General features: G+C 47.5%; 22 protein-coding genes. All 22 read left to right on the forward strand.

Annotation, left to right across the window (positions count from 1 at the left end; all coding sequences use genetic code 11):
* The first annotated feature begins 39 nt into the window (after positions 1–39).
* The 22 genes from smc to BQ5375_RS09630 all read left to right on the forward strand — a co-directional run bounded on the left by smc (position 40) and on the right by BQ5375_RS09630 (position 21,950).
* Positions 40–3,615: a chromosome segregation protein SMC gene (gene smc, locus BQ5375_RS09525; protein WP_076917770.1), complete on the forward strand. Its 3,576-nt coding sequence runs from the start codon at positions 40–42 to the stop codon at positions 3,613–3,615.
* 19 nt (positions 3,616–3,634) lie between these two features.
* Positions 3,635–4,573: a signal recognition particle-docking protein FtsY gene (gene ftsY, locus BQ5375_RS09530; protein ID WP_076917771.1), complete on the forward strand. Its 939-nt coding sequence runs from the start codon at positions 3,635–3,637 to the stop codon at positions 4,571–4,573.
* Positions 4,574–5,170 (forward strand): RdgB/HAM1 family non-canonical purine NTP pyrophosphatase, encoded by a 597-nt coding sequence (gene rdgB, locus BQ5375_RS09535; protein WP_022132725.1) that lies wholly within the window; start codon positions 4,574–4,576, stop codon positions 5,168–5,170.
* A 37-nt stretch (positions 5,171–5,207) separates the two neighbouring features.
* A complete protein-coding gene (yhbY, locus tag BQ5375_RS09540; protein ID WP_076917772.1) occupies positions 5,208–5,495 on the forward strand; it encodes a ribosome assembly RNA-binding protein YhbY in 288 nt (95 codons plus the stop codon).
* Between the two features lie 41 nt (positions 5,496–5,536).
* Positions 5,537–6,727, forward strand: coding sequence for a nicotinate (nicotinamide) nucleotide adenylyltransferase (gene nadD / locus BQ5375_RS09545; protein WP_076917773.1), 1,191 nt, complete (start codon positions 5,537–5,539; stop codon positions 6,725–6,727).
* Between the two features lie 67 nt (positions 6,728–6,794).
* On the forward strand, positions 6,795–8,294 hold the full coding sequence (locus BQ5375_RS09550) for an LCP family protein (RefSeq protein ID WP_076917774.1): 1,500 nt from the start codon (positions 6,795–6,797) through the stop codon (positions 8,292–8,294).
* Between the two features lie 54 nt (positions 8,295–8,348).
* Positions 8,349–8,708, forward strand: coding sequence for a ribosome silencing factor (gene rsfS, locus BQ5375_RS09555; RefSeq protein ID WP_076917775.1), 360 nt, complete (start codon positions 8,349–8,351; stop codon positions 8,706–8,708).
* 127 nt (positions 8,709–8,835) lie between these two features.
* The gene (gene leuS / locus BQ5375_RS09560; protein ID WP_076917776.1) at positions 8,836–11,241 is read left to right on the forward strand and encodes a leucine--tRNA ligase; all 2,406 of its coding nucleotides are present in this window, start codon (positions 8,836–8,838) and stop codon (positions 11,239–11,241) included.
* 210 nt (positions 11,242–11,451) lie between these two features.
* Positions 11,452–11,628 (forward strand): 30S ribosomal protein S21, encoded by a 177-nt coding sequence (gene rpsU, locus BQ5375_RS09565; RefSeq protein ID WP_022132730.1) that lies wholly within the window; start codon positions 11,452–11,454, stop codon positions 11,626–11,628.
* Positions 11,629–11,855: 227 nt separating this feature from the next.
* A complete protein-coding gene (locus BQ5375_RS09570) occupies positions 11,856–12,380 on the forward strand; it encodes a YqeG family HAD IIIA-type phosphatase (protein WP_022132731.1) in 525 nt (174 codons plus the stop codon).
* A 12-nt stretch (positions 12,381–12,392) separates the two neighbouring features.
* On the forward strand, positions 12,393–13,256 hold the full coding sequence (locus tag BQ5375_RS09575) for a TIM barrel protein (RefSeq protein WP_022132732.1): 864 nt from the start codon (positions 12,393–12,395) through the stop codon (positions 13,254–13,256).
* 13 nt (positions 13,257–13,269) lie between these two features.
* A complete protein-coding gene (aroQ, locus tag BQ5375_RS09580; RefSeq protein ID WP_022132733.1) occupies positions 13,270–13,704 on the forward strand; it encodes a type II 3-dehydroquinate dehydratase in 435 nt (144 codons plus the stop codon).
* 270 nt (positions 13,705–13,974) lie between these two features.
* On the forward strand, positions 13,975–14,532 hold the full coding sequence (efp, locus tag BQ5375_RS09585; protein WP_022132734.1) for an elongation factor P: 558 nt from the start codon (positions 13,975–13,977) through the stop codon (positions 14,530–14,532).
* Positions 14,533–14,596: 64 nt separating this feature from the next.
* Positions 14,597–15,055: a CD1247 N-terminal domain-containing protein gene (locus BQ5375_RS09590; RefSeq protein WP_022132735.1), complete on the forward strand. Its 459-nt coding sequence runs from the start codon at positions 14,597–14,599 to the stop codon at positions 15,053–15,055.
* A gap of 302 nt (positions 15,056–15,357) precedes the next feature.
* Positions 15,358–16,410, forward strand: a complete 1,053-nt coding sequence (locus BQ5375_RS09595; protein WP_076917778.1) for an FAD:protein FMN transferase — start codon at positions 15,358–15,360, stop codon at positions 16,408–16,410.
* A 21-nt stretch (positions 16,411–16,431) separates the two neighbouring features.
* Positions 16,432–16,959, forward strand: coding sequence for a Gx transporter family protein (locus BQ5375_RS09600; protein ID WP_022132736.1), 528 nt, complete (start codon positions 16,432–16,434; stop codon positions 16,957–16,959).
* Between the two features lie 100 nt (positions 16,960–17,059).
* Complete coding sequence (gene rsxC, locus BQ5375_RS09605) at positions 17,060–18,367, forward strand: electron transport complex subunit RsxC (protein WP_022132737.1); 1,308 nt, start codon at positions 17,060–17,062, stop codon at positions 18,365–18,367.
* A gap of 16 nt (positions 18,368–18,383) precedes the next feature.
* Positions 18,384–19,322 carry an RnfABCDGE type electron transport complex subunit D gene (locus BQ5375_RS09610; protein WP_022132738.1) on the forward strand — a complete coding sequence of 313 codons (939 nt, stop codon included), beginning with the start codon at positions 18,384–18,386 and terminating at the stop codon, positions 19,320–19,322.
* Entirely contained in the window at positions 19,322–19,846 is a 525-nt protein-coding gene (locus BQ5375_RS09615) for an RnfABCDGE type electron transport complex subunit G (protein ID WP_022132739.1), read from the forward strand. Before BQ5375_RS09610 ends, BQ5375_RS09615 begins: the two co-directional genes overlap by 1 nt.
* Before the next feature lie 5 nt (positions 19,847–19,851).
* Positions 19,852–20,529 carry an electron transport complex subunit RsxE gene (gene rsxE, locus BQ5375_RS09620; RefSeq protein ID WP_022132740.1) on the forward strand — a complete coding sequence of 226 codons (678 nt, stop codon included), beginning with the start codon at positions 19,852–19,854 and terminating at the stop codon, positions 20,527–20,529.
* Complete coding sequence (locus BQ5375_RS09625) at positions 20,529–21,128, forward strand: electron transport complex protein RnfA (RefSeq protein ID WP_076917780.1); 600 nt, start codon at positions 20,529–20,531, stop codon at positions 21,126–21,128. The genes rsxE and BQ5375_RS09625 overlap by 1 nt, the downstream gene beginning before the upstream one ends.
* 21 nt (positions 21,129–21,149) lie before the next feature.
* Entirely contained in the window at positions 21,150–21,950 is an 801-nt protein-coding gene (locus BQ5375_RS09630; RefSeq protein WP_022132742.1) for an RnfABCDGE type electron transport complex subunit B, read from the forward strand.
* The last annotated feature ends 57 nt before the right edge of the window (positions 21,951–22,007 follow it).

Below are 22,007 nucleotides of genomic sequence, written 5' to 3' on the forward strand. Positions count from 1 at the left end.
AAATAAATCAGAAAAGTCAACGAGGGGAGAAGTGAGCAGGTGCAGTTAAAATCCTTACAGATTCAAGGATTTAAGTCCTTCCCCGACAAGACAGAACTTGTTTTTGGAAGAGGGATGACCGCTGTTGTCGGTCCAAACGGCAGCGGCAAAAGTAATATTTCCGATGCAGTGCGCTGGGTGCTCGGCGAGCAGTCCACCCGTAACCTGCGCGGAGAGAAGATGGAAGATGTAATCTTCTTGGGAACACACAACCGAAAACCGACCGGTTTTGCCAGTGTTTCTCTGACCATTGATAATACAGACCGACAGCTTGCAGTGGATGCAGATGACGTCACGATCACCCGCAAACTTTACCGTTCGGGAGAAAGTGAGTACCGCATCAACAAGACAGCGGTGCGTTTAAAGGATATCACCGAGCTTCTGATGGATACAGGACTTGGCAGGGATGGTTACTCCATCATCGGACAGGGACGCATCGAGGAGATTGTATCGGCAAAGAGCAATCAGCGCCGGGAAATCTTTGAGGAAGCGGCAGGAATCAGCAAATACCGTTACCGCAAAGCAGAGGCAGAGAAAAAGCTCGACAGTGCTTATGAAAATCTTCTTCGCTTAAAGGACATCATGGGGGAACTGGAAAGCCGCGTGGAGCCTTTGCGGGAACAATCTGAAAAGGCAAACCGCTTCCTGACGCTTTCCGGTGAGAAAAAGACACTGGAAGTTTCTATCTGGGCGCACACCATGGAAAAATCCCGTGCGCTCTTGGAAGAGCATGAGAAGGAATACCTGATTGCAAAAAATAACTGCGCTGACATTCAGGCGGTGCTGGAAGAATATCAGCACCGAATTCAGCAGGGATTTGAACAGGTACAAAGCTGTGTACTTCAGATCGAGCAGAGTCAGAGGATGATTTCACAGATGAAATCGGAACAGTCCTCCTGCGATTCTCAGATCGCTGTCGCACAGAATGACCTTTCTCACAACGAAAAATCAATTGAAGAAACTCACGCTGAGATTTTATCCTACACCGAAAACAAGGATGAAACCAAAAACAGATTAAAGGATAACCAGAAAGAATTAGACGAAAAGCAGCTCCTTCTGCAGAAAAAGATGCAGGAAGAAGAGCAGGCAAAACAGGAGATTGTCTCGATTGATGAGGAAATCACCTCGCTTAACACCGAGCTTGCGCGGCTCAAAGGTCAGCGCACCGCTTATGAGCAGGATATCACTAAGCAGAAGTTAAACCGGGTATCCTCCTCTGCATTGATTGAAGAGACCACCCGCAGAAAGGAATCGCTTCAGGGTGTACAGAGCGAGCGGGATGATAGCATCACTGCTTTGCAGCAGGAATTAAAGGAATGTCAGGAGCTGCTTTCGGACATCAAGGAGCGGGAAGAATCGCTTCACAACACCATTGCCGGATACAAAATGAAGTTTACCCGCCAGCAAAGTGCAAAGCAGGAGATCGAGGAAAACTGTCGTGCATTTCAGGACCAGATCCGAGAGATCGAACACCGGTCGGGCATCCTGTCCGATATGGAAAAGAGCATGGACGGCTATTACAGCAGCGTTAAGAGCGTGCTTCAGCTGAGCCATCAGGGACGGCTCTCGGGCATTATTGGTACGGTATCGCAGCTGCTTTCGGTTTCTGCCGATTATGCACTTGCCATCGAAACTGTGCTGGGAAACAGCCTGCAGAACATCGTCACCGAAAACGAAGATGCTGCGAAAAATGCAATCAACCACTTAAAATATACCAAGGCGGGCAGAGCAACCTTCCTGCCGCTGGATGTCATCAAGCCACAGGAACTAAATGCTGATGGAATCGAACAGATGGACGGCTTTGTTGCCAGAGCGGTCGACTTGGTCGGATTTGACCGCCGCTATCAGAATATTGCCCAGAATCTTCTGGGTAGAATTGCGGTGGCAAGGGATATTGACGCTGCGGTGCAGATCGCACGGCGTTACTCCTACCGATTTCGCGTCGTTACACTAGACGGACAGCTGGTCAATGCCGGCGGTTCGATGACCGGTGGTTCGGCATCCAAAAATACCGGATTGCTCTCTCGAAAAGAAGAGATCCATTCTTTAAACAATCAGGCAGAAAAGCTGCGGGAAAAACTTGCAGCACTGGAGCCAAAGCTTCGGCAATCGCAGGAAGCACTTTCCCAGACTCAGGCACAGCTGACTGCAGCTCAGGCAGAACTTACCACCTGCCAGCAGGACCACATTACCTACTCTGCGGAAGAAAAACGACTTTCCCTCAGCGTGGAAGAAGCAATCCACAACCGCGATGAGATGCAGAAGGAATACCGTGAGGTAACACAGAAGCTCGAACAGCTGAAAAATATGAGCCAGAGTGCGGACAGCTTGATAGATCAGGTGAGCGAGGAACTTTCTGCTCTTAAAGAGAAGCTGGACAAGACAAAGGAATCGCTTGACCGATTAAACGATGCAAAGCAAATTCTGCATGAACAGCATAATGCGCTGCGTTTTGAGATTCTGGGACTGCAAAAGGATGTAGAGTCGCTTTGCAGTACCAAAGAACAGCTTGAAGGCATTGTTCGCCAGCAAGACAGCCATGTTCAGATCCTTGTCGACAAGGTAAATGCTTTGCAGAATAACGGCAGACTGCTTGAAAGAAAGATTGAGCAGCTCAAACAGAGCAAGCAGGAGCTTTCCGACAGCATTGAGCAGGAAAACCAAAAGATTGAGCAGGCGATAGAAAAACGCAATACCGCTGAACAGCAGCTTTCCACTTTGCGCAACGAGGAAAAAGAACACATTGCAAAGCGTGAGCGGGCAGCGGCACAGATGTCACGCTGTGAGGAACGCAAGATCCTGCTCCAGAACGAATATGACAAGATCATCGCAAAGCTCTGGGATGAATACAACATGACCCGTTCTGATGCACTGGCACAGGCAGTGGAGATCGAGGATGAAACCACAGCCCAGAATCGTCTGACCGAGCTGAAAAACAAGATTCGGGCACTGGGTTCTGTTAATGTAGCGGCGATTGAGGAATACAAAGAAGTATCCGAACGCTATGAGTTTTTGAAGAAGCAGTGCGACGACGTCGAAAAGTCCCGTACCGAGCTGATGAGCCTGATTCGGGAGTTGACCTCTCAGATGAAGCAGCTGTTTGCCGAAAGCTTTGAGAAGATTAATCAGAATTTCCAGAAGATATTTGAGGAGCTGTTCTTGGGCGGCAAGGCAAGTCTTACCCTGACTGACCCGGACAACATTCTGGAATCGGGCATCGACATCAATGTTCAGCCGCCAGGCAAGATTATCAAAAACCTTTCTTCTCTGTCGGGCGGAGAAAAGGCGTTTGTGGCAATTGCCATTTATTTTGCGATTTTAAAGGTGCGCCCATCGCCGTTTTGTATGTTGGATGAGATTGAGGCGGCTCTGGACGAGGTCAATGTCAGCCGATATGCGCGCTATTTAAAAAATCTTTCCGACCACACACAGTTTATCGCAATCACCCACCGAAGAGGAACCATGGAGGAAGCCGACATCATGTACGGCGTCACCATGCAGGAGAAGGGGGTATCCAAGCTTTTGGAGCTGGATATCAGCCAGGTGGAAAGCCGATTGGGAATGAAATCATCATAAAGTTTAAGGAGGCTGGAGTATGGGATTTTTTAACAAGATTGCCGAAGGGTTAAAAAAGACAAGAGATTCGATGATGGGAAAGGTGGATGCCCTGTTAAATTCCTTTACCAAAATCGATGAAGAATTTTTTGAGGAACTGGAAGAAAACCTGATTATGGCGGATGTGGGTGCGGTCACTTCTTCCCATATCTGTGAGAACCTTCGCAAAAAGGTAAAGGAAAAAGGTCTGACCGATGCTTCTGAGGTAAAGGGAGCGCTTAAAGAGATCATCTCGGAGATGCTTTCCGGCGATGAAGCGCTCAATCTGAGCACCAAACCAAGCGTTCTGCTGGTTATCGGTGTAAACGGTGTCGGCAAGACCACAACCATCGGAAAGCTGGCAAACAATCTGCGCCAGGACGGCAAAAAGGTGCTGCTTGCTGCAGCTGATACCTTCCGTGCGGCAGCGATTGATCAGCTTCAGATCTGGGCAGATCGTGCACAGGTCGAACTGGTAAAACACGATGAAGGCTCTGACCCGGCAGCAGTTGTTTTCGATGCAGTCAATGCAGGCAAGGCACGCGGCTGTGATGTTGTTATCTGTGATACCGCAGGCAGACTGCACAACAAGAAAAATCTGATGGACGAACTTGCAAAGATCTCCCGTGTTATCGACAGGGAAGCGCCGGGCTGTGCAAAAGAGGTTCTGTTGGTGCTGGATGCGACCACAGGTCAGAATGCACTCAATCAGGCAAAACTCTTTAAAGAAGCAGCAGGCCTTACCGGTATCATCCTGACCAAACTGGATGGAACCGCACGCGGCGGCGTGGTGATCGGCATTAAGGAAGAGCTCAATATCCCGATTAAATATATCGGTGTCGGTGAGCAGATCGATGACCTCAAGCCGTTTGATTCCAGAGAGTTTGTCGAAGCTCTGTTTGAAGGAACCGATAAACCGAAGAACGGGGAGGAAGACTAGATGAAACTGGTTCTTGCGACCAACAACGAAGGAAAGGTGCGGGAGTTTGCCCGCATTCTGGAGCCGCTCGGCATCGAAGTGATGACCCAAAAACAGGCGGGAGTTCATGTTTCTCCGGAAGAAAATGGAACCACCTTTGCAGAAAATGCCCGCATCAAAGCAATGGCAGTCTATGAGGCGACAGGACTGCCAACTGTAGCGGACGACTCGGGATTGTGCATCGATGCGATGAACGGCGAGCCGGGTGTCTACTCGGCAAGATACTATGGAGAAGATACTCCGTATGAAGAAAAGAATCGCCGCATTATCGAAAGCTTAAATGGCGTTGCAGAAGAAAAACGAACTGCACGCTTTGTGGCACACATTACCTGTGTGCTTTCCAAAGACGAGATCCTCGACTGTGAAGGCGTGTGCGAAGGAACCATTGGACACAAACCAGCAGGAGACGGAGGATTTGGTTATGACCCGATCTTTTATGTCGGGGATAAGAGCTTTGCTGAACTTGACGGGGAAGCAAAGGATAAGGTAAGCCATCGCGGAAAAGCGCTGGAAAAATTGTATCAGAAATTAAAAGAAAGAAACGAGATGGAGAAATAAGAAAGACTTCACCGTTTAAAAAGAAAGGAAACAAAGTATGTTGACAAGCAAGGAAAGAGCAAAACTCAGAACACTGGCAAATCCGCTGGAGACCATCCTTCAGGTAGGAAAGGGCGGCATCGGCGAACAGCTCGTAAAACAGGTAGACGACGCTCTGCGCGCAAGAGAACTGATTAAAATGCGCGTTCTGGAGACCGCTCCTGGTTTTGCAAGAGAGATTGCACAGCAGCTGGCAGAGCAGACCGATTCGGAAGTAGTACAGGTAATCGGTACCCGCTTCGTGCTTTACCGTAAGAACAAAAAGGACCCAAAAATCATTCTGTAACACAATTCCTGTTACAGGAGGAAAGAGAACAGGGTGGAACGATGGAAAAAATAGGAATTTTCGGTGGAACCTTTAACCCGGTACACAACGGACATGTCCGCCTTGCAAAGCATTATATGGAGCAGCTGGGGCTTTCCAGAATGCTGGTCATTCCCACCAAGACCCCGCCGCACAAAGCAGCACCTGATCTTGCAGATTCCGACGATCGGCTTGCCATGTGCCGCATTGCCTTTGAGGGAATGGAAGGTGTCACAGTCAGCGATATGGAAATTCGCCGTGAAGGCAAAAGTTTTACGGTGGATACAGTGCATGAACTGAAAAAGGAATTTTTGGATGCACAGCTTTTTCTTCTGGTTGGAAGCGACATGTTTCTTACCTTCCGAAAATGGAAGGACTGGCAGGAAATTTTAAAAAATGCCATCCTTTGTACTGCGGCGCGCACCGACGGAGAGCTGCAGGCACTTTATGCCTGCAGCAGGGAGCTGTCCGAATTTGGAAAGACGATGGTATTTGATTTTCCGGTATTCCGTGTTTCTTCCACCCAGATTCGGGAGAAGGTAAAAAAGGGAGAATCGTGCCGGGGATTTATCGATCCGAAGGTGGAGGAGTATATCCTGCATCACGGATTATACAAAGGACAGGATAAAATGGAAAAAAACGAGAAAGACTATGTAGAGATCATCCGCCCGCTTTTAAAGCCAAAACGCTTTGAACACTCGCTGAATGTGGCCGAACAGGCAGTGTTTTTGGCAAAACGGTATGGGGAGGATGAGCACAAAGCCTATGTTGCGGCAATCCTTCACGATATCTGCAAAAATATGCCGCAGAATGAACAGTTGCAATGGATGGAAAAGTCTGCTATAATTTTGGACGATAACCTGCTCACACAGCCGCCAGTCTGGCATGGATTTGCCGGTGCGGAATATATCCAGCAGGTTTTGGAGATCGAGGACGAGGAGATCATCAACGCGGTGCGCTATCATACTATCGGCCGCGCAGGGATGAGCAAACTGGAACAGATTGTCTATCTTGCAGACCTGACAAGTAAGGAGAGAGATTATCCGGACGCAGAGCGGATGCGTCAGGTGGTACTGCACTCTTTGCACGAAGGAATGCGTGAGGCACTGATCTTTGCGGTAAGAAACCAGGCAGAAAAACGATTGCCGTTGTGCATCGATACCTGCCAGGCATACAACGAGTATCTTCGGGAAGAAACGGACCGGAGAGCTTAAGATGATTGGATTTTGCACAGGAAAATTCCAGTCACAAGATTGCTAGCATTGTTTGGGGGCAAAAGTTTTGAGTGTAAAAAAGAAAATTGCTGCTGCGGTTTTGGCTGCCGTCTGTTTGATTGCATGCATTGCCGTATCCTATGCAGCGGGCTATTCGAGAGGTTTTAACAGCCACAAGACAACCCTGAAGGCAGGGGACGACACTTCGGAAGAAACCATTGATCCGGAAGATCTGTCCGAAGATGACATCAAGCCGCTGGAGGAAGACACCATTTCGGTTTTGTGCTGCGGTGTCGATAATACCCAGAAGTTGACCGACGTTATCATGTATGCACTGTTTAACACCAAAACCGGTGAAGTGGATATTCTGCGTATTCCACGAGATACCTTTGTCGGTTCTGAATTCCCGACCGGTAAGGTCAATGCAATTTATGGACATCCATACGAGGGTATGAGCGGAATCGAAACGCTCAAGAGCTATCTGGAAGAAAACTGGAAACTGAATATCGATTATTATGCGACCATCGACCTTGCAAGTGTCCGCGATATCGTGGATGATATGGGCGGCGTTACCATGAATATCGAGGAGCAGATTAACTACCTGCCAGGAAAAGTTCTTTATCCGGGCGAACAGACCTTAAACGGTGAACAGGCAGAATGGATTATCCGTTATCGTGCCGGTTATGCAAACGGAGACCTTGGAAGAATTGATGCACAGACACAGTTTATCTTTGCCTGCATCGATCGTGTACATGAACTGGGCAGAATGAAGAGCCTGCCGATTCTGATGGGACATTACGATGATATCGATACCGATATGCCGCTGAACAAGATGATTTCAGTAGCAAGCGCTCTGTTCGAAGTGGATACCGATGATATCGAAATGCATGTTGTACCGGGCAACGGAACCATGTATTATTCCTATTCCGTTTATGCAGTGGACGAGCAGGCTCTTGTGGACGTTATGAATGAACATTTCATGACACAGGGCAACAGTGTTACCGCAGAGGATCTGAATATTCCAAATATCTACGGTGGTTCGTCCAGCTCTTCCAGTTCCAGCAGTTCGGGCAACTGGAACAGCAATACTCAGGGCAGCCAGTCACAGTGGACTCAGGACAGCACCCAGCAGGGCAGCCAGTCTCAAAATGACCAGCAGACCCAGTCGAGTGAAGAAGACTTTACTCCACAGTATCAGTATGATAAAAATGGAAACCCACTTTACCGTCTGGATGAAAACGGCGATCCAATCTACGACTATGACGAGGATGGAAACGTAGTTTACATCTATCAGCAGGTACAGGAAGAGGAGAAAAAAGAGGAAGAATCCTCCAAACCATCCGGTAATGTAACCACCAACGAAAATGGCCAGACAGTAATTCTTTCCAAGTCCAACCAGGAAAAGGCACAGCAGGAAGCAGAAGAAGAGTCTCAGAATGAGTCTTCGGATAAAGAAGAGAAGTCTTCATCAAGCTCCAAGACCAGCAGTTCTTCTTCCAGTTCCAAAACAAGCAGTTCCTCTTCCAGCTCTTCGGACAGTGGCTTCTCCTTCTCTAACAGGGGATAAAGAAGAGATACTAAAACAGAACAACACAGCTTTTATAATAAAGGAGAGAAGAGAATGACATCCTTAGAACAGGCAAAGACAATCGTCAAGGTACTGGACAAGAAAAAAGGCAAGGATATCAAGCTTGTCGAGATCAAAAATCTGTCCAGCCTGGGAGATTACTTTGTAATTGCGTCCGCGACCAGCACCACACAGGTAAAATCTCTGGCTGATGAAGTCGAAGAAGAGATGACCAAACTGGGCTTTGAACCGAACCGTGTGGAAGGCCGCCAGAGCGCACAGTGGATTCTGATGGACTACTATGATGTAATGGTTCATGTTTTCCTGGAAGAATCCAGAAACTTTTATAATCTGGAACGTCTGTGGTGTGATGCACCACAGGTGGATATCAGCGACATCCTGACAAAGGACTAATGCCGTATTCCCGCAAAGCGCTGTATCATACAGCGCTTTGCGGTGTAGTATTATATTTGGGAAATCTTTGCAGAAATTTCCTGTGACAGATCTTTTTGCAAGATCGAAAATAATGGAGGAATGAGCCTTGAAGTACGATTTTAGCCAAATTGAGGCAAAATGGCAGCAAAAATGGGACGAAAACCATACCTTTGCTGCAACCAACGACTATACCAAACCAAAATATTATGCATTGGTTGAGTTCCCTTATCCATCCGGACAGGGTCTGCATGTAGGTCATCCGCGTTCCTACACCGCACTGGATATCATTGCAAGAAAACGCCGTATGCAGGGCTACAATGTTCTGTATCCGATGGGCTGGGATGCTTTTGGTCTGCCAACCGAAAACTTTGCGATCAAAAACCACATCCATCCGGAAATTGTTACCAAAAACAACGTAGCAAGATTTAAGCAGCAGCTCAAATCTCTGGGACTTTCCTTTGACTGGGATCGCGAGATCAACACCACCGATCCAAGCTATTACAAATGGACCCAGTGGATTTTCCTCCAGCTTTACAAAAAAGGCCTTGCTTACAAAAAGGAAATGTCGGTTAACTGGTGTACTTCCTGTAAGGTTGTTCTGGCAAACGAAGAAGTTGTAAACGGTGTGTGCGAACGCTGCGGCGGCGAAGTTGTTCACAAAGTAAAGAGCCAGTGGATGCTCAAGATCACCGAATACGCACAGAGACTGCTGGATGATCTGGATAAAGTAGACTACATTGAACGTGTTAAGACTTCTCAGAGAAACTGGATCGGTCGTTCCACCGGTGTTGAGGTTGAATTTGATACCACAGCCGGCGACAAACTGATGATCTATACTACCCGTCCAGACACGCTGTACGGTGCTACTTACATGGTTATCTCCCCAGAGCATCCATATCTGGATAAATGGGCAGAGCGCATCTCCAACATGGACGAAATCAACGCTTACAAAGAGGAGTCTGCAAAGAAGTCCGACTTTGAGCGTACCGAAATGGTAAAAGAAAAAACCGGTGTCCGCATTCAGGGCGTTGAGGGTATTAACCCGGTTAACGGCAAAAATATCCCGATCTTTGTTTCTGACTATGTCCTGATGTCTTACGGAACTGGTGCTATCATGGCTGTACCAGCTCACGATACCCGTGACTGGGAATTTGCAAAGAAATTTAACCTTCCAATCATTGAGGTTGTTAAAGGCGGCAATGTAGAGGAAGAAGCATTCACTGACTGTGCAACCGGTATTATGGTTAACTCCGGTATTCTGGATGGACTGTCTGTTGAGGAAGCAAAGAAGAAGATCACTGCATACTTGGAAGAAACCGGAAAAGGTCATCCAAAGGTAAACTACAAACTGCGTGACTGGGTATTCTCCCGTCAGCGTTACTGGGGAGAACCAATCCCAATGGTTTACTGTGAAAAATGTGGATGGGTTCCGCTGCCAGAGAGCGAACTGCCGCTCAAACTGCCAGAATGTGAATCCTTTGAGCAGACCGATGATGGTCAGTCCCCACTGTCCAAGATGACTGATTGGGTTAATACCACCTGTCCGCACTGCGGCGGCCCAGCAACCCGTGAAACCGATACTATGCCACAGTGGGCAGGTTCCTCCTGGTACTTCCTGCGTTACTGCGATCCGCACAACGATGAGTGCTTGGCATCCAAAGAAGCACTGGATTACTGGTGCCCGGTTGACTGGTATAACGGCGGTATGGAACACACCACCCTGCATCTGCTCTACTCCCGTTTCTGGCATAAGTTCCTGTATGATCTGGGCGTAGTCAGCAATCCGGAACCATACGCAAAACGTACCAGCCATGGCATGATTCTGGGTGAAAACGGCGAGAAGATGAGTAAATCCCGCGGCAACGTTGTAAACCCAGACGATATCGTAAAAGAATACGGCGCAGATACCATGCGTCTGTACGAGATGTTTATCGGCGACTTTGAAAAGAGCGCTCCATGGTCCACCTCTTCCATCAAGGGATGTAAACGTTTCCTTGATCGTGTATGGGCACTGCAGGATATCCTCAACGACAGCGAAGAATATTCCGACAAGCTGGAAAGCGCATTCCATAAAGCAATCAAGAAGGTTGGCGAAGATATCGAAGAAATGAAGTTTAATACTGCTATCGCAACCCTGATGGCACTGATTAACGACATTTCTGACCACAAGACCATCAGCCGCAAAGAGCTCAAAACCTTCCTGATCCTGCTCAACCCATTTGCTCCTCACATCACAGAGGAAATCTGGGAAGCACAGAACTTCGGCGGCATGCTCAATCAGCAGAGCTGGCCTGCATACGATGAAGCAAAATGTGTTGACGCTACTGTTGAGATTGCAGTTCAGATCTGCGGCAAGATCAAAGCAAGAATGGACGTTCCTGCGGATGCTTCCAAGGAACAGCTCTTGGAAATTGCAAAAGTAGATGCGACTATCGCAGCAATTCTGGAAGGAAAGACTATCGTAAAAGAGATCGTCGTTCCAGGAAAACTGGTCAATATCGTAGCAAAGTAAGCAAAAATAAAAGATTGACTGCGGGAGTGTAAAAAAAGACTTGACATTCACTCCCAGAATATAGTATAATCTTTGTTGTTACAAGTTTCTCCTATCCAGGGGCAATGCAAAACAGTGCCTTATCGTGTGGATGTGGAAAAACACATAGTACGCTGAGATGGTAGAAGAGACTTGAATACTCCTGCCCAATGGCGTAAGGAGGGATAAGAAATGGCAGAAATTCGTGTTAAAGATAACGAGTCTTTGGATAGTGCTCTGAGAAGATTTAAGAGACAGTGCGCACGCGCTGGCGTTCTCAACGAAGTTCGTAAAAGAGAGCATTATGAAAAGCCGTCTGTTAAACGCAAAAAGAAATCCGAAGCTGCTCGTAAACGCAAATTCAGATAATCTCTGATTTTGTTTAGAGTAACCCATTCGGCAAGTCGTTTTCAGGCTGCGAATGCACATTCCCGAATGTGACCATTTCGGGCAAGGACAGTTTTACAAAAATGTAAGACCTGTTGATGAGAATAAAAGCGAGCCGATTGGCTCGCTTTTTCTTATCTTATAAAGATAGTCTTGTTAAAGATAGTCTTATAGGGATTGTTGCTATCTCACAAAAAGGAGCTTGGATGATGAACTACTTCTATCCGTACGCGATGGCACAGCGTGTCTATCAGATCACACCGCAGCTGCTCAAAAGCTGGGGAGTCAAAGGACTGATTCTGGATATCGATAATACGCTGACCACCCACGACAATCCAATCCCCGATGCGGGAGTGAGCGCGTGGCTGGAACAAAACCGCAGGGAAGGGATCGCAATGATTGTGCTTTCCAACAACAAGCCGGAGCGTGTGGAGCCTTTTGCAAAAATTTTGGGGCTTGACTATATCTCCAACGGGGCAAAACCCCTTAAAAAGGGATATCAGCGCTGTGCACAGGCACTTAATATCCCGTGTGAGCAGCTTTGCATGGTCGGTGACCAGCTGTTTACCGATATTCTGGGCGGAAACTGCGCTGGATGCAAAACAGTTCTGGTCAGCCCAATCCAAAAGGAGAAAATGTTCTTTTTCCGCATCAAGCGTGCATTGGAGCGATTCCTGTTTTATATCTGCCCGAAAAAAACAGCAGACAGCATCATTCATCTGGACAAGGAATAGGGGAGAAAGCTGATGGGAGCAAAATTTGGACCTGCCGGAAATTCGGAAAGCTTTGCGGCAATGGGCTATAAAAAGACCATTCAGGTGCCGGAATATATTGTCAGGATGGGACTGGATGCCTATGAATATCAGTGTGGCCGCGGGGTAAGAATCAGCGAAGAAGCTGCCCGGGAATTTGGTCAAAAGGCCAGAGAATACTCGGTAGCGCTTTCCCTGCACTCCCCGTACTATATCTCCCTTTCCAGCATTGAGAAGGAAAAGCGGGACGGCAGCATAGAATACATTCTGCAAAGCGCCAGAGCAGCCGATGCAATGGGAGCGCAGCGCGTGGTAGTTCACTCGGGTTCCTGTTCCAAGATCAGCAGGGAAGAAGCGCTGGAACTGGCAAAGGATACCTTGAAAAGAGCTTATCAGGCAATGGATGAGCAGAATCTTGGACATATTCATCTGTGCCCGGAAACAATGGGCAAGGTAAATCAGCTGGGAACGCTGGAAGAGGTGCTGGAGCTGTGTCTTATTGATGAAAGACTTATTCCCTGCATCGATTTTGGGCATCTCAACGCCCGAACCTTCGGGAAACTTAACAGCTTTGAGGCGGTCAAAGAAGTGTTCGACAAGATGGAGGACAAGCTGGGTACTTCCAGAATGAGTCAGTTCCATTCCCATTTTTCTAAGATTGAGTACACGCTCAAGGGTGGAGAAAAGTGTCACCTGACCTTTGCTGATACCGTTTACGGTCCACAGTTTGAACCGGTGGCGGAAATGATTGTCCGCAAAAATGCAAGTCCGACCATCATCTGTGAGTCGGCAGGAACACAGGCAGAGGATGCCCTGACCATGAAGCAGATATATTGCAGGCAGAAAGAACAGGATTAGGGGGAAATGCGTTATGAAGAAGATACTGGTACTGCATGGACCAAATATTAACCTGACCGGAATCCGTGAACCGGGAACTTACGGTAAGGATACGCTGGAAACCATCAACGAAGAGATCCGGGACTGTGTGCACAGCCTTGGGATGGAGTGTGACATTTTCCAGAGCAACCACGAAGGTGCTCTGATCGATAAAATTCACGAAGCGCTGGAAGGCTATGATGGCATCGTAATCAATGCTGGTGCCTATACCCATTACAGCTACGCGCTCCGCGATGCGATTTCCTCGGTCAAAAAGCCTTGTGTAGAGGTACACATGTCCAACATCCACGCGAGAGAGCCATTCCGCCACGAATCGGTGATCGCACCGGTATGTGTCGGACAGATCTGCGGATTCGGCAAGAACAGCTATCTGCTGGGCGTACGGGCAATGTATGAACTTTTATCATAAAAACAATAAAAGTTTGTGACAGTAGGAGAAAAGACTTGAAAAAAGTACAATAGTACGGTAAAATTATAGTATCGAAGTTTGACAGGGGTTTTCTGACGGACTTCTAATACAAAGGTCGTGTCCGATCTGGTCAGGCCTTCAAGTCCGGAAGTGATTTTTAAAACAGAGTCTGGACGATTCTGTCCCGATCCGCTGGTTATTGATTACGGGACAAAAAATAAGTTGCATCTGGGCGGATGGTGCAAAAATGCATCAAAATGGAGGATCTTTATGATTACAGCAGGCGATTTCAGAAATGGCGTAACATTTGATATGGACGGTAACGTTTTCCAGATCATCGAGTTCCAGCACGTAAAACCAGGTAAAGGTGCTGCGTTTGTAAGAACCAAGATCAGAAACGTAATCTCCGGCGCTGTTGTTGAAAAAACTTTCAACCCAACCGATAAGTTCCCAACCGCATTCATCGAAAGAAAAGATATGGAATACCTCTACAACGATGGTGATCTGTACTACTTCATGGATCAGGAATCCTACGAGACAGTTCCGATCGACAGAAGCAAACTCGGTGAAGCATTCAAATTCGTAAAAGAAAACATGGTAGTTAAAATCCTTTCTTACAAAGGTTCCATTTTCGGTTCCGAAGCTCCAAACTTTGTTGAGCTGCTGGTAACCCAGACCGAGCCAGGTGTAAGAGGCGATACAGCTACCAACGTAACCAAACCAGCTGTTCTGGAAACCGGCGCAGAAATCCGCGTTCCGATCTTCATCAATGAAGGCGAAATGATCCGCGTTGATACCCGTACCGGCGAGTACATGGAACGTGCATAATTTTTAAAATAAGCGACCAACAAAAGTTTGCTTATCAATAAAAAACTCTAAGGGGGATTTTAAAATGACTTTAACAGAAAAAGTAGCATACCTCAAAGGTCTTGTTGAAGGAATCGGCGTTGATGAAACAACAAATCAGGGTAAGATCATGAAGGCAGTTCTCGATGTTCTCGATGACATGGCATTCACAGTATCCGACCTGGAAGACAGCACCTCGGAACTCTATGAAGAAGTCGAGGCTATTGATGAGGATCTCAGCTCCCTTGAAGATGAGTTCTATGGCGATGACGAAGATGATGACGATTGCTGCTGCGACGACGATGACTGCGACTGCTGCTGCGACGAAGATATCTATGAAGTAAAATGCCCAAACTGCGATGAAGAAATCTGCATCGACAGCAGTGTTCTGGACAAAGGCGAAATCGAATGTCCAAACTGCGGCGAAACTCTGACTTTTGAGTTTGACGATGAAGACGATTGCGACTGTGGCTGCGGCGATTGTGGCTGCCATTGCGAAGACTAATCGCAAATTTTATCGTAAGAGACAAAGAGTATCTGAACAAATTGTTCAGATACTCTTTTTTTATCCAAAAAACAAACATGACGGTGAAATTTTTTTGTTGATAGGGGAGAAGAGATCGTTATTAGTCAGACAACTTTGTCCCAATGGACAATGAAAGTTGTACTTCAGAACTACAATGTTAAAGAATTGCCAAAGTTTGAAGCAAAAAAATTCAGTTTTTTTGTGAAAAAGAGCATAAATCCGGTTGAAAAATTTAGGGAACTAAGGTAAACTATATGTTAGATATTGTTAGGAGGTACAGTGTGGGGCAGAAAGCAAAAAAGATCCTGTTACTTCTGGCATCGGTTGCTGTATTGTGTGCGGTAATCATTGTGGCAAATACACAGGCTCAAAAACGGAAACTGGCGGTTTCGATGGATTTTATCATGGATACCGTGATTGAACAAAAGCTTTATGGAAAAAACGGTCAGCAGGCTGTGGACGAAATCAGCCGCAGACTTCGGGAATATGAGCAGATGTGTTCGATGTATCTGGAGGAAAGCCAGGTAAGCCAGATTAACCAAAATGCAGGGAAAGAATACATAGAGGTTTCAGACCAGTGTCTGGAGCTGATCGAGCGCTCCAAACAATATGCGGAACAGTCGAATGGACTTTTCGACATCACTATCGCGCCGCTGACTACTTTGTGGGGGATTACTTCCGATCATCCAAAGGTTCCTTCTCAGCAGGAGATCGACAAAGCGAAAGCGTTGGTAAACTATCAGGATATCCTCATCGACGGCAACAAGGTCATGCTCCGTCGGGAAGGTCAAGCGATTGACTTGGGGGCGGTTGCAAAGGGTGCTGCCTGCGAGATTGTACGGGAAGTCGCACAGCAGTATGAGATTACCAGCGGCTATGTTTCCATTGGAGGCAACCTGATTGTGCTGGGAGAAAAGCCGGATGGAAGCGCATATCGTTTTGGTATCCGCGACCCGCAGGGGGAAGAATCGGAATATCTTGGAACGATTTCGCTGGAAGGAAAGACCATGGCTACCACCGGAACCTATGAGCGATGGTTTGAACAGGACGGCGTACGGTATCATCACGTGATTGATCCACGGACCGGTTATCCGGCTGACAGTGATCTGTTGTCGGTATCGGTCATTTCGGAAGATGGTTTGCTTGCGGACTGTATGTCCACAGCGTTGTTTATCGAAGGAAAAGAAGCCGCTCTTGCAAAGATGCAGGAAGAAGAGTACCAGCTGGTGATTGTGGACCAGGAAGGAACGGTTTATTGCTCTCCCTCACTGAAAGGAAATTTTGAACCAAACACCGAAAACAAACATTCGTACACCTATCAATATGCAAGCTAAAGGAAAGGGCGGTCGGCTGTTATGATCGATCAGAAAGCGTCAAAAGTCAGCCTGATGGGTCTGCTGTTTGCACTGGCGATGGCTTTTTCCTATCTGGAAAGTATGCTGGTCATTCCGGGACTTCTGCCGGGAATGCGGCTTGGATTGTCCAATCTGGTGACGATGTATTGTCTGTTTTTCCTTGGCAAGCGTGCAGGATACACCATGGCAGTCATGAAGGCGGTGTTTGTGGTGCTGACACGCGGATTTGTTGCAGGAATGCTCAGTTTAAGTGGCGGCATCTTTTCCGTGACAGCGATTGTGCTTGTGGATTTTTTGAGCAAACACTCGCTTCATTACATCACGCTCAGCGTGATCGGAGCGATCTTTCATAATATTGGCCAGTTGATTCTGGCAAGATATCTGACCAGTGTATTTTTGTATTATTATATTCCGGTTCTGCTGGTGACCGGACTTGTGGTGGGCATCATCACAGGAAAGCTGTTTGTATGGATAATACCCTATATTCCTAAGCGTTACCGCACACAGCTGCGCGAGCATAGGAAGTAGGGATTATTATAAAGATACACAGTATCGCTTATGGGGCGGTACTGATATCGCCTGTTTTCGGAAGGATGACAGGCAAATTATAGAAATGGGGGCTAAAATCGTGTCTAACAATGGTAAGAAGACATTGCCGGGCGTGCATGTTCCACACCATAAGAACACAAATGACTGTGTTCCACAGGTCATGCCGGTTCCGGACAAGGTGTATATCTCCTTGCACATGCATATGGGTGCGCCTTGCGATCCGCTGGTAAAAAAGGGGGATACCGTAAAGGTCGGACAGCTCATTGGTTCTTCGCAGGCGTTCATGAGCGCAAGAACTCATTCCAGCGTGTCCGGTACCGTTGAAGCGATTACTTCGATGACAACCAGCATCGGTGCAGTCGATCAGGTAGTCGTAATTGCAACGGACGGCAAACAGGAGATTTCCGAAGAGGTGCAGCCACCGGTTGTGAACAACTACCAGGATTTCCTGGAAGCACTCAAATGTTCCGGCCTGGTTGGTCTTGGCGGTGCGGGCTTCCCGGCTCATGTTAAGTTTAACCTCAAGGACCTCAACGCAGTTGATACCCTGGTAATCAACGCGGCAGAATGTGAGCCTTACATCACTACCGACTTGCGCACCATGCTGGACAAATCGGATATGCTCTTTAAGGGCATCAAGGCAGTCCAGAAGTACATGGAGATCAACAAGGTCTACATCGGCATTGAGGACAACAAGCCGCAGGCAATCGAGAAACTCAGACAGGAATCTGCAAACGATCCAACCATCGAGGTAGTTCCGCTCAAAGCAATGTATCCAAAAGGTGCTGAGAAAGTCATTGCATACGAGACCTGCGGCAAGGTAATCAAGGAAGGTCAGCTGCCATTCCAGGCAGGTGTTATCATCTCCAACGTTACTTCCATGGCATTCATCGGCGAATACCTGACCACTGGTATGCCGCTGATTACCAAGACACTGACCGTTGACGGTTCGGCAATCAAAGAGCCGAAAAACGTGGTAGCTCCAATCGGTGCGACCTTCAAGGACATTGTCGAGTTCTGCGGCGGCTTCAAAGAAGAGCCTGCAAAACTTCTGATGGGCGGTCCAATGATGGGTACTCCGCTGTACGACGTAAACTACCCGCTGGTAAAGAACAACAACGCGCTGCTTGCTTTTGCAAAAGCAGATGTTCCGCATTATGAGGAAACTGCATGTATCCGCTGCGGACGCTGTGTTCGTGCCTGCCCGATGAGATTGATGCCATCGCTGATCGAAACCGCATTCAAGATGAAAGACATCAATGAGCTCAAAGCGCTCAAGGTAAACCTTTGCATCGAGTGCGGATGCTGCGCTTATGCTTGTCCGGCAAAACGTCAGCTGGTAGTCGTCAATAAACTGTCCAAGCGTTTAATCGCTCCGAAAAAATAGTTTGAGGTGAGTTGCTTTGAGTAATAAATTGATCGTATCCGCTTCGCCGCATATCCGTGACTGTGCGACGACCAGCACGATTATGAGGGATGTGCTGATTGCACTGGCTCCGGCAATGATCGCTGCCACCCTGATCTTTGGTTTTCGTGCAATTTTGATGACAGCAGTGTGTGTACTGGCCTGCATCGTGTTTGAATATGCGACCGAGCGTGTTCTGGGCAGAGAAAACACCATTTCTGACCTGAGTGCAGCAGTCACCGGTGTGATCCTTTCCTTCAACCTGCCGGTACAGCTGCCAATCTGGATGGCAGTTGTTGGCTGCTTCTTTGCAATCGTTATCGTAAAACAGCTGTTTGGCGGCATCGGCAATAACTTTGCAAACCCTGCTATCGCAGCTCGTATCTTCCTGCTGCTTTCTTTCTCTCAGCCAATGACCAGCTGGCTTGCAGTGGAAAACGGCAAAGCAGTAGAAGGCGTTTTTGGTGCAACACCACTTGCTCAGATCGCAGCTGGTGAAACCGCAAACCTCCCATCCCTGATGGAAATGTTCCTTGGAACCCGCGGCGGATGTATGGGTGAAACCTGTGCGCTTGCACTGATTATCGGCGGCATCTATCTGATCTGGCGTAAAGTAATCACCATCACCATTCCACTTTCCTTTATCGGCGGTGTGTTCGTTCTGTCCCTGCTGTTCGGTGTTGACCCGATGTATCAGGTACTGGGCGGCGGTTTGATGATCGGTGCATTCTTCATGGCAACCGATTACACCACCTCTCCAATCACCGAAAAAGGCAAAATCATCTTTGGTCTGGGCTGTGCGCTGATCACCATGGTTATCCGTGTATTTGGTTCCTATCCAGAAGGTGTATCCTATTCCATCCTTCTGATGAATATCGTTACCCCACACATCAACCGCATGGTTCGCAATAAGGCGTTTGGAGGTGTGCAGCAGTAATGAACGCAATGAATGAATTTGTAAAACCAACGCTGGTGCTTGCCATCATCTGTCTGGTAATCACCGCGCTGTTGTCTGTAAGCCACGAGATCACTCAGCCAATCATTGACGAAAATGAGCGCAAAACAGCTGAGATTGCTCGTGCAGAAGTTTTGACCGAAGCAGATTCCTTCGAACAGATCGAAGGGGAATTCCCAGAAGGTGTACAGGAAGTATATAAGGCTGCAAATGGCGCTGGCTATACTGTAACCATCACCTCCAAAGGTTACTCCAGCGATCCGCTGAAAGTAATGGTTGGTCTGAAAGAAGATGGCACCATCGAAAGAATCAAGGTGCTGGCAAACAACGAAACCCCAGGCTTGGGTTCCAAAGTATCCAATGATGACTTTGTAAACCAGTTTGAAGGAATGGACAGCTCGATGGAAAACTTTGAGGCAATCGGTGGAGCAACCATCTCCTCCAATGCAATGAAGAGAGCAATCGAGAGTGCATTCCAGGTTTATGAAACAGTGAAAGGAGAGTAGGGAAGATGGAAAAATCGAATCTGCAAATCCTGACAAATGGTATCATCAAGGAAAACCCGGTTCTGGTTCTGGTTCTGGGAACCTGTCCGACCCTGGCTGTTACCACCATGGCAAAGAATGCAATCGGTATGGGTCTGGCAGCAACCTTCGTACTGCTTGGCTCAAACATTGTAATTTCCCTGTTAAAGAAAGTAATTCCGGACAAAGTCCGTATCCCTTGCTACATTGTTGTAATCGCAGGCTTTGTAACCCTGCTGAGCGCTCTGCTTCAGGCGTATGTGCCGGATGTTTACAGCGCACTGGGTATCTTCCTGCCGCTGATCGTTGTAAACTGTATCATTCTTGGCCGTGCTGAGATGTTTGCAAGCAAAAACAGCGTGTTCAAATCTGCTCTGGACGGTATCGGTATGGGTATTGGTTTTACCTTCGCTCTGCTGATCATCGGCTCCATCCGTGAGATCCTCGGTTCCGGAACCTGGTTTGGTCTGCCAATTACCGTAAACCTCTTCTCGCCAATTTCCATCTTTGTTCTGGCTCCTGGCGGATTTTTGGTATTTGGCTGCGTTATCGCTCTGCTCAACAAGCTCTCCAACGGCAAGGCTGTTAAGAGAAAGAGCTTTGGCTGTGAGTCCTGTCCAAATGCGGCTGGCTGCGCAAATGCCGGAAAGGGAGGCTGTGAATAATGGAATTGTTTAGAAACTTGATGTACATTCTGGTCACCTCGGTTCTGGTTGAGAACGTGGTACTGGCAAAATTCCTTGGATGCTGTCCGTTCCTTGGCGTATCCAAAAAGCTCGACTCTGCAGTAGGTATGAGTTCTGCGGTTATCTTCGTTATGCTGATGGCAACCGCTGTTACCTGGCCAATTTATACTTATCTGCTCGCACCAAACGGACTGGAGTACCTCCAGACCATCGTATTCATTCTGGTTATCGCAGCTCTGGTACAGATGGTAGAGTTTATCCTCAAAAAGTACATGAAATCGCTGTATAAAGCACTGGGTGTTTATCTGCCTTTGATCACCACAAACTGTGCAGTACTGGGATGTACTCTGCTCAACCTTGAAAATCACTACAATTTCCTGGAGTCTCTGGTCAATGCACTGGGAAGCGGTCTTGGCTTTATGCTGGCAATGGTTCTCTTTGCAGGTGTTAGAAGCAAGATGGAAAGCGTAGAATTTCCAAAGAGCTTCCAGGGTATTCCGATCACTCTGGTTGCAGCGTCCATCGTTTCCATGTCCTTTATGGGATTTGCAAGCGTTGCTGACGGTATCTTCAGATAACGAAAAGGAGACGAAGCAATTATGTTACAAACCATTTTAGTACCTGTCTCCATCGTTACCGGAGCAGGTCTGATTGCAGGCCTTCTGCTTTCTGTTGCATCCAAATTCTTTGCAGTAGAAGTGGATGAGCGTGTTACAAAATTAAGAGAAGTTCTGCCGGGTGCAAACTGTGGTGCCTGCGGATGTGCAGGTTGTGACGAGTATGCCGCAAAAATGGCAGCTGGCGAAGCAGAGCCAAACCTCTGTCCAGTCGGTGGTGCAGCTGTTGCTGCAAAACTTGGCGAGATCCTCGGCGTATCGGTTGGTTCCATCGAGCCAAAACGTGCAGTAGTAAGATGCCGCGGTCATCTTCAGACTTCCGAATACATCATGGATTATGATGGTCCAAAAACCTGTCAGGCTGCAAAACTCTTCTATAACGGAAGAACAAGCTGTAACTTTGCCTGCCTGGGTTATGGCGACTGTGTCAATGCCTGTGAATATGATGCAATCCAGATTGTCGATCATATTGCAAAGGTAAAGGAAGATCTGTGTATCGGATGCGGTGCTTGTGCAAAGGCTTGTCCAAACGGTATTCTGGAAATTCTTCCAAGAAGCCAGACCACATATGTTACCTGCATGAGCCACGACAAAGGCGCAGATACCCGTAAGGTCTGCACCAATGGCTGTATCGGATGTAAGAAGTGCGAAAAAGTTTGTGAATTCGGCGCAATCACCGTAGACAACAACTGCGCACACATTGATCCGGAAAAATGTACCAACTGCGGCAAGTGCGCAGAGGGTTGTCCGGTAAAATGTATTCATCTGGAAAATCTGCAGTAAGAACAATTTCTGTTACAAAATCAAAATGGACAGCTGGAATCTCGGCTGTCCATTTTC

Origin of the sequence: Negativibacillus massiliensis (genome assembly GCF_900148495.1) — a bacterium.
Lineage (GTDB): Bacteria > Bacillota > Clostridia > Oscillospirales > Ruminococcaceae > Negativibacillus > Negativibacillus massiliensis.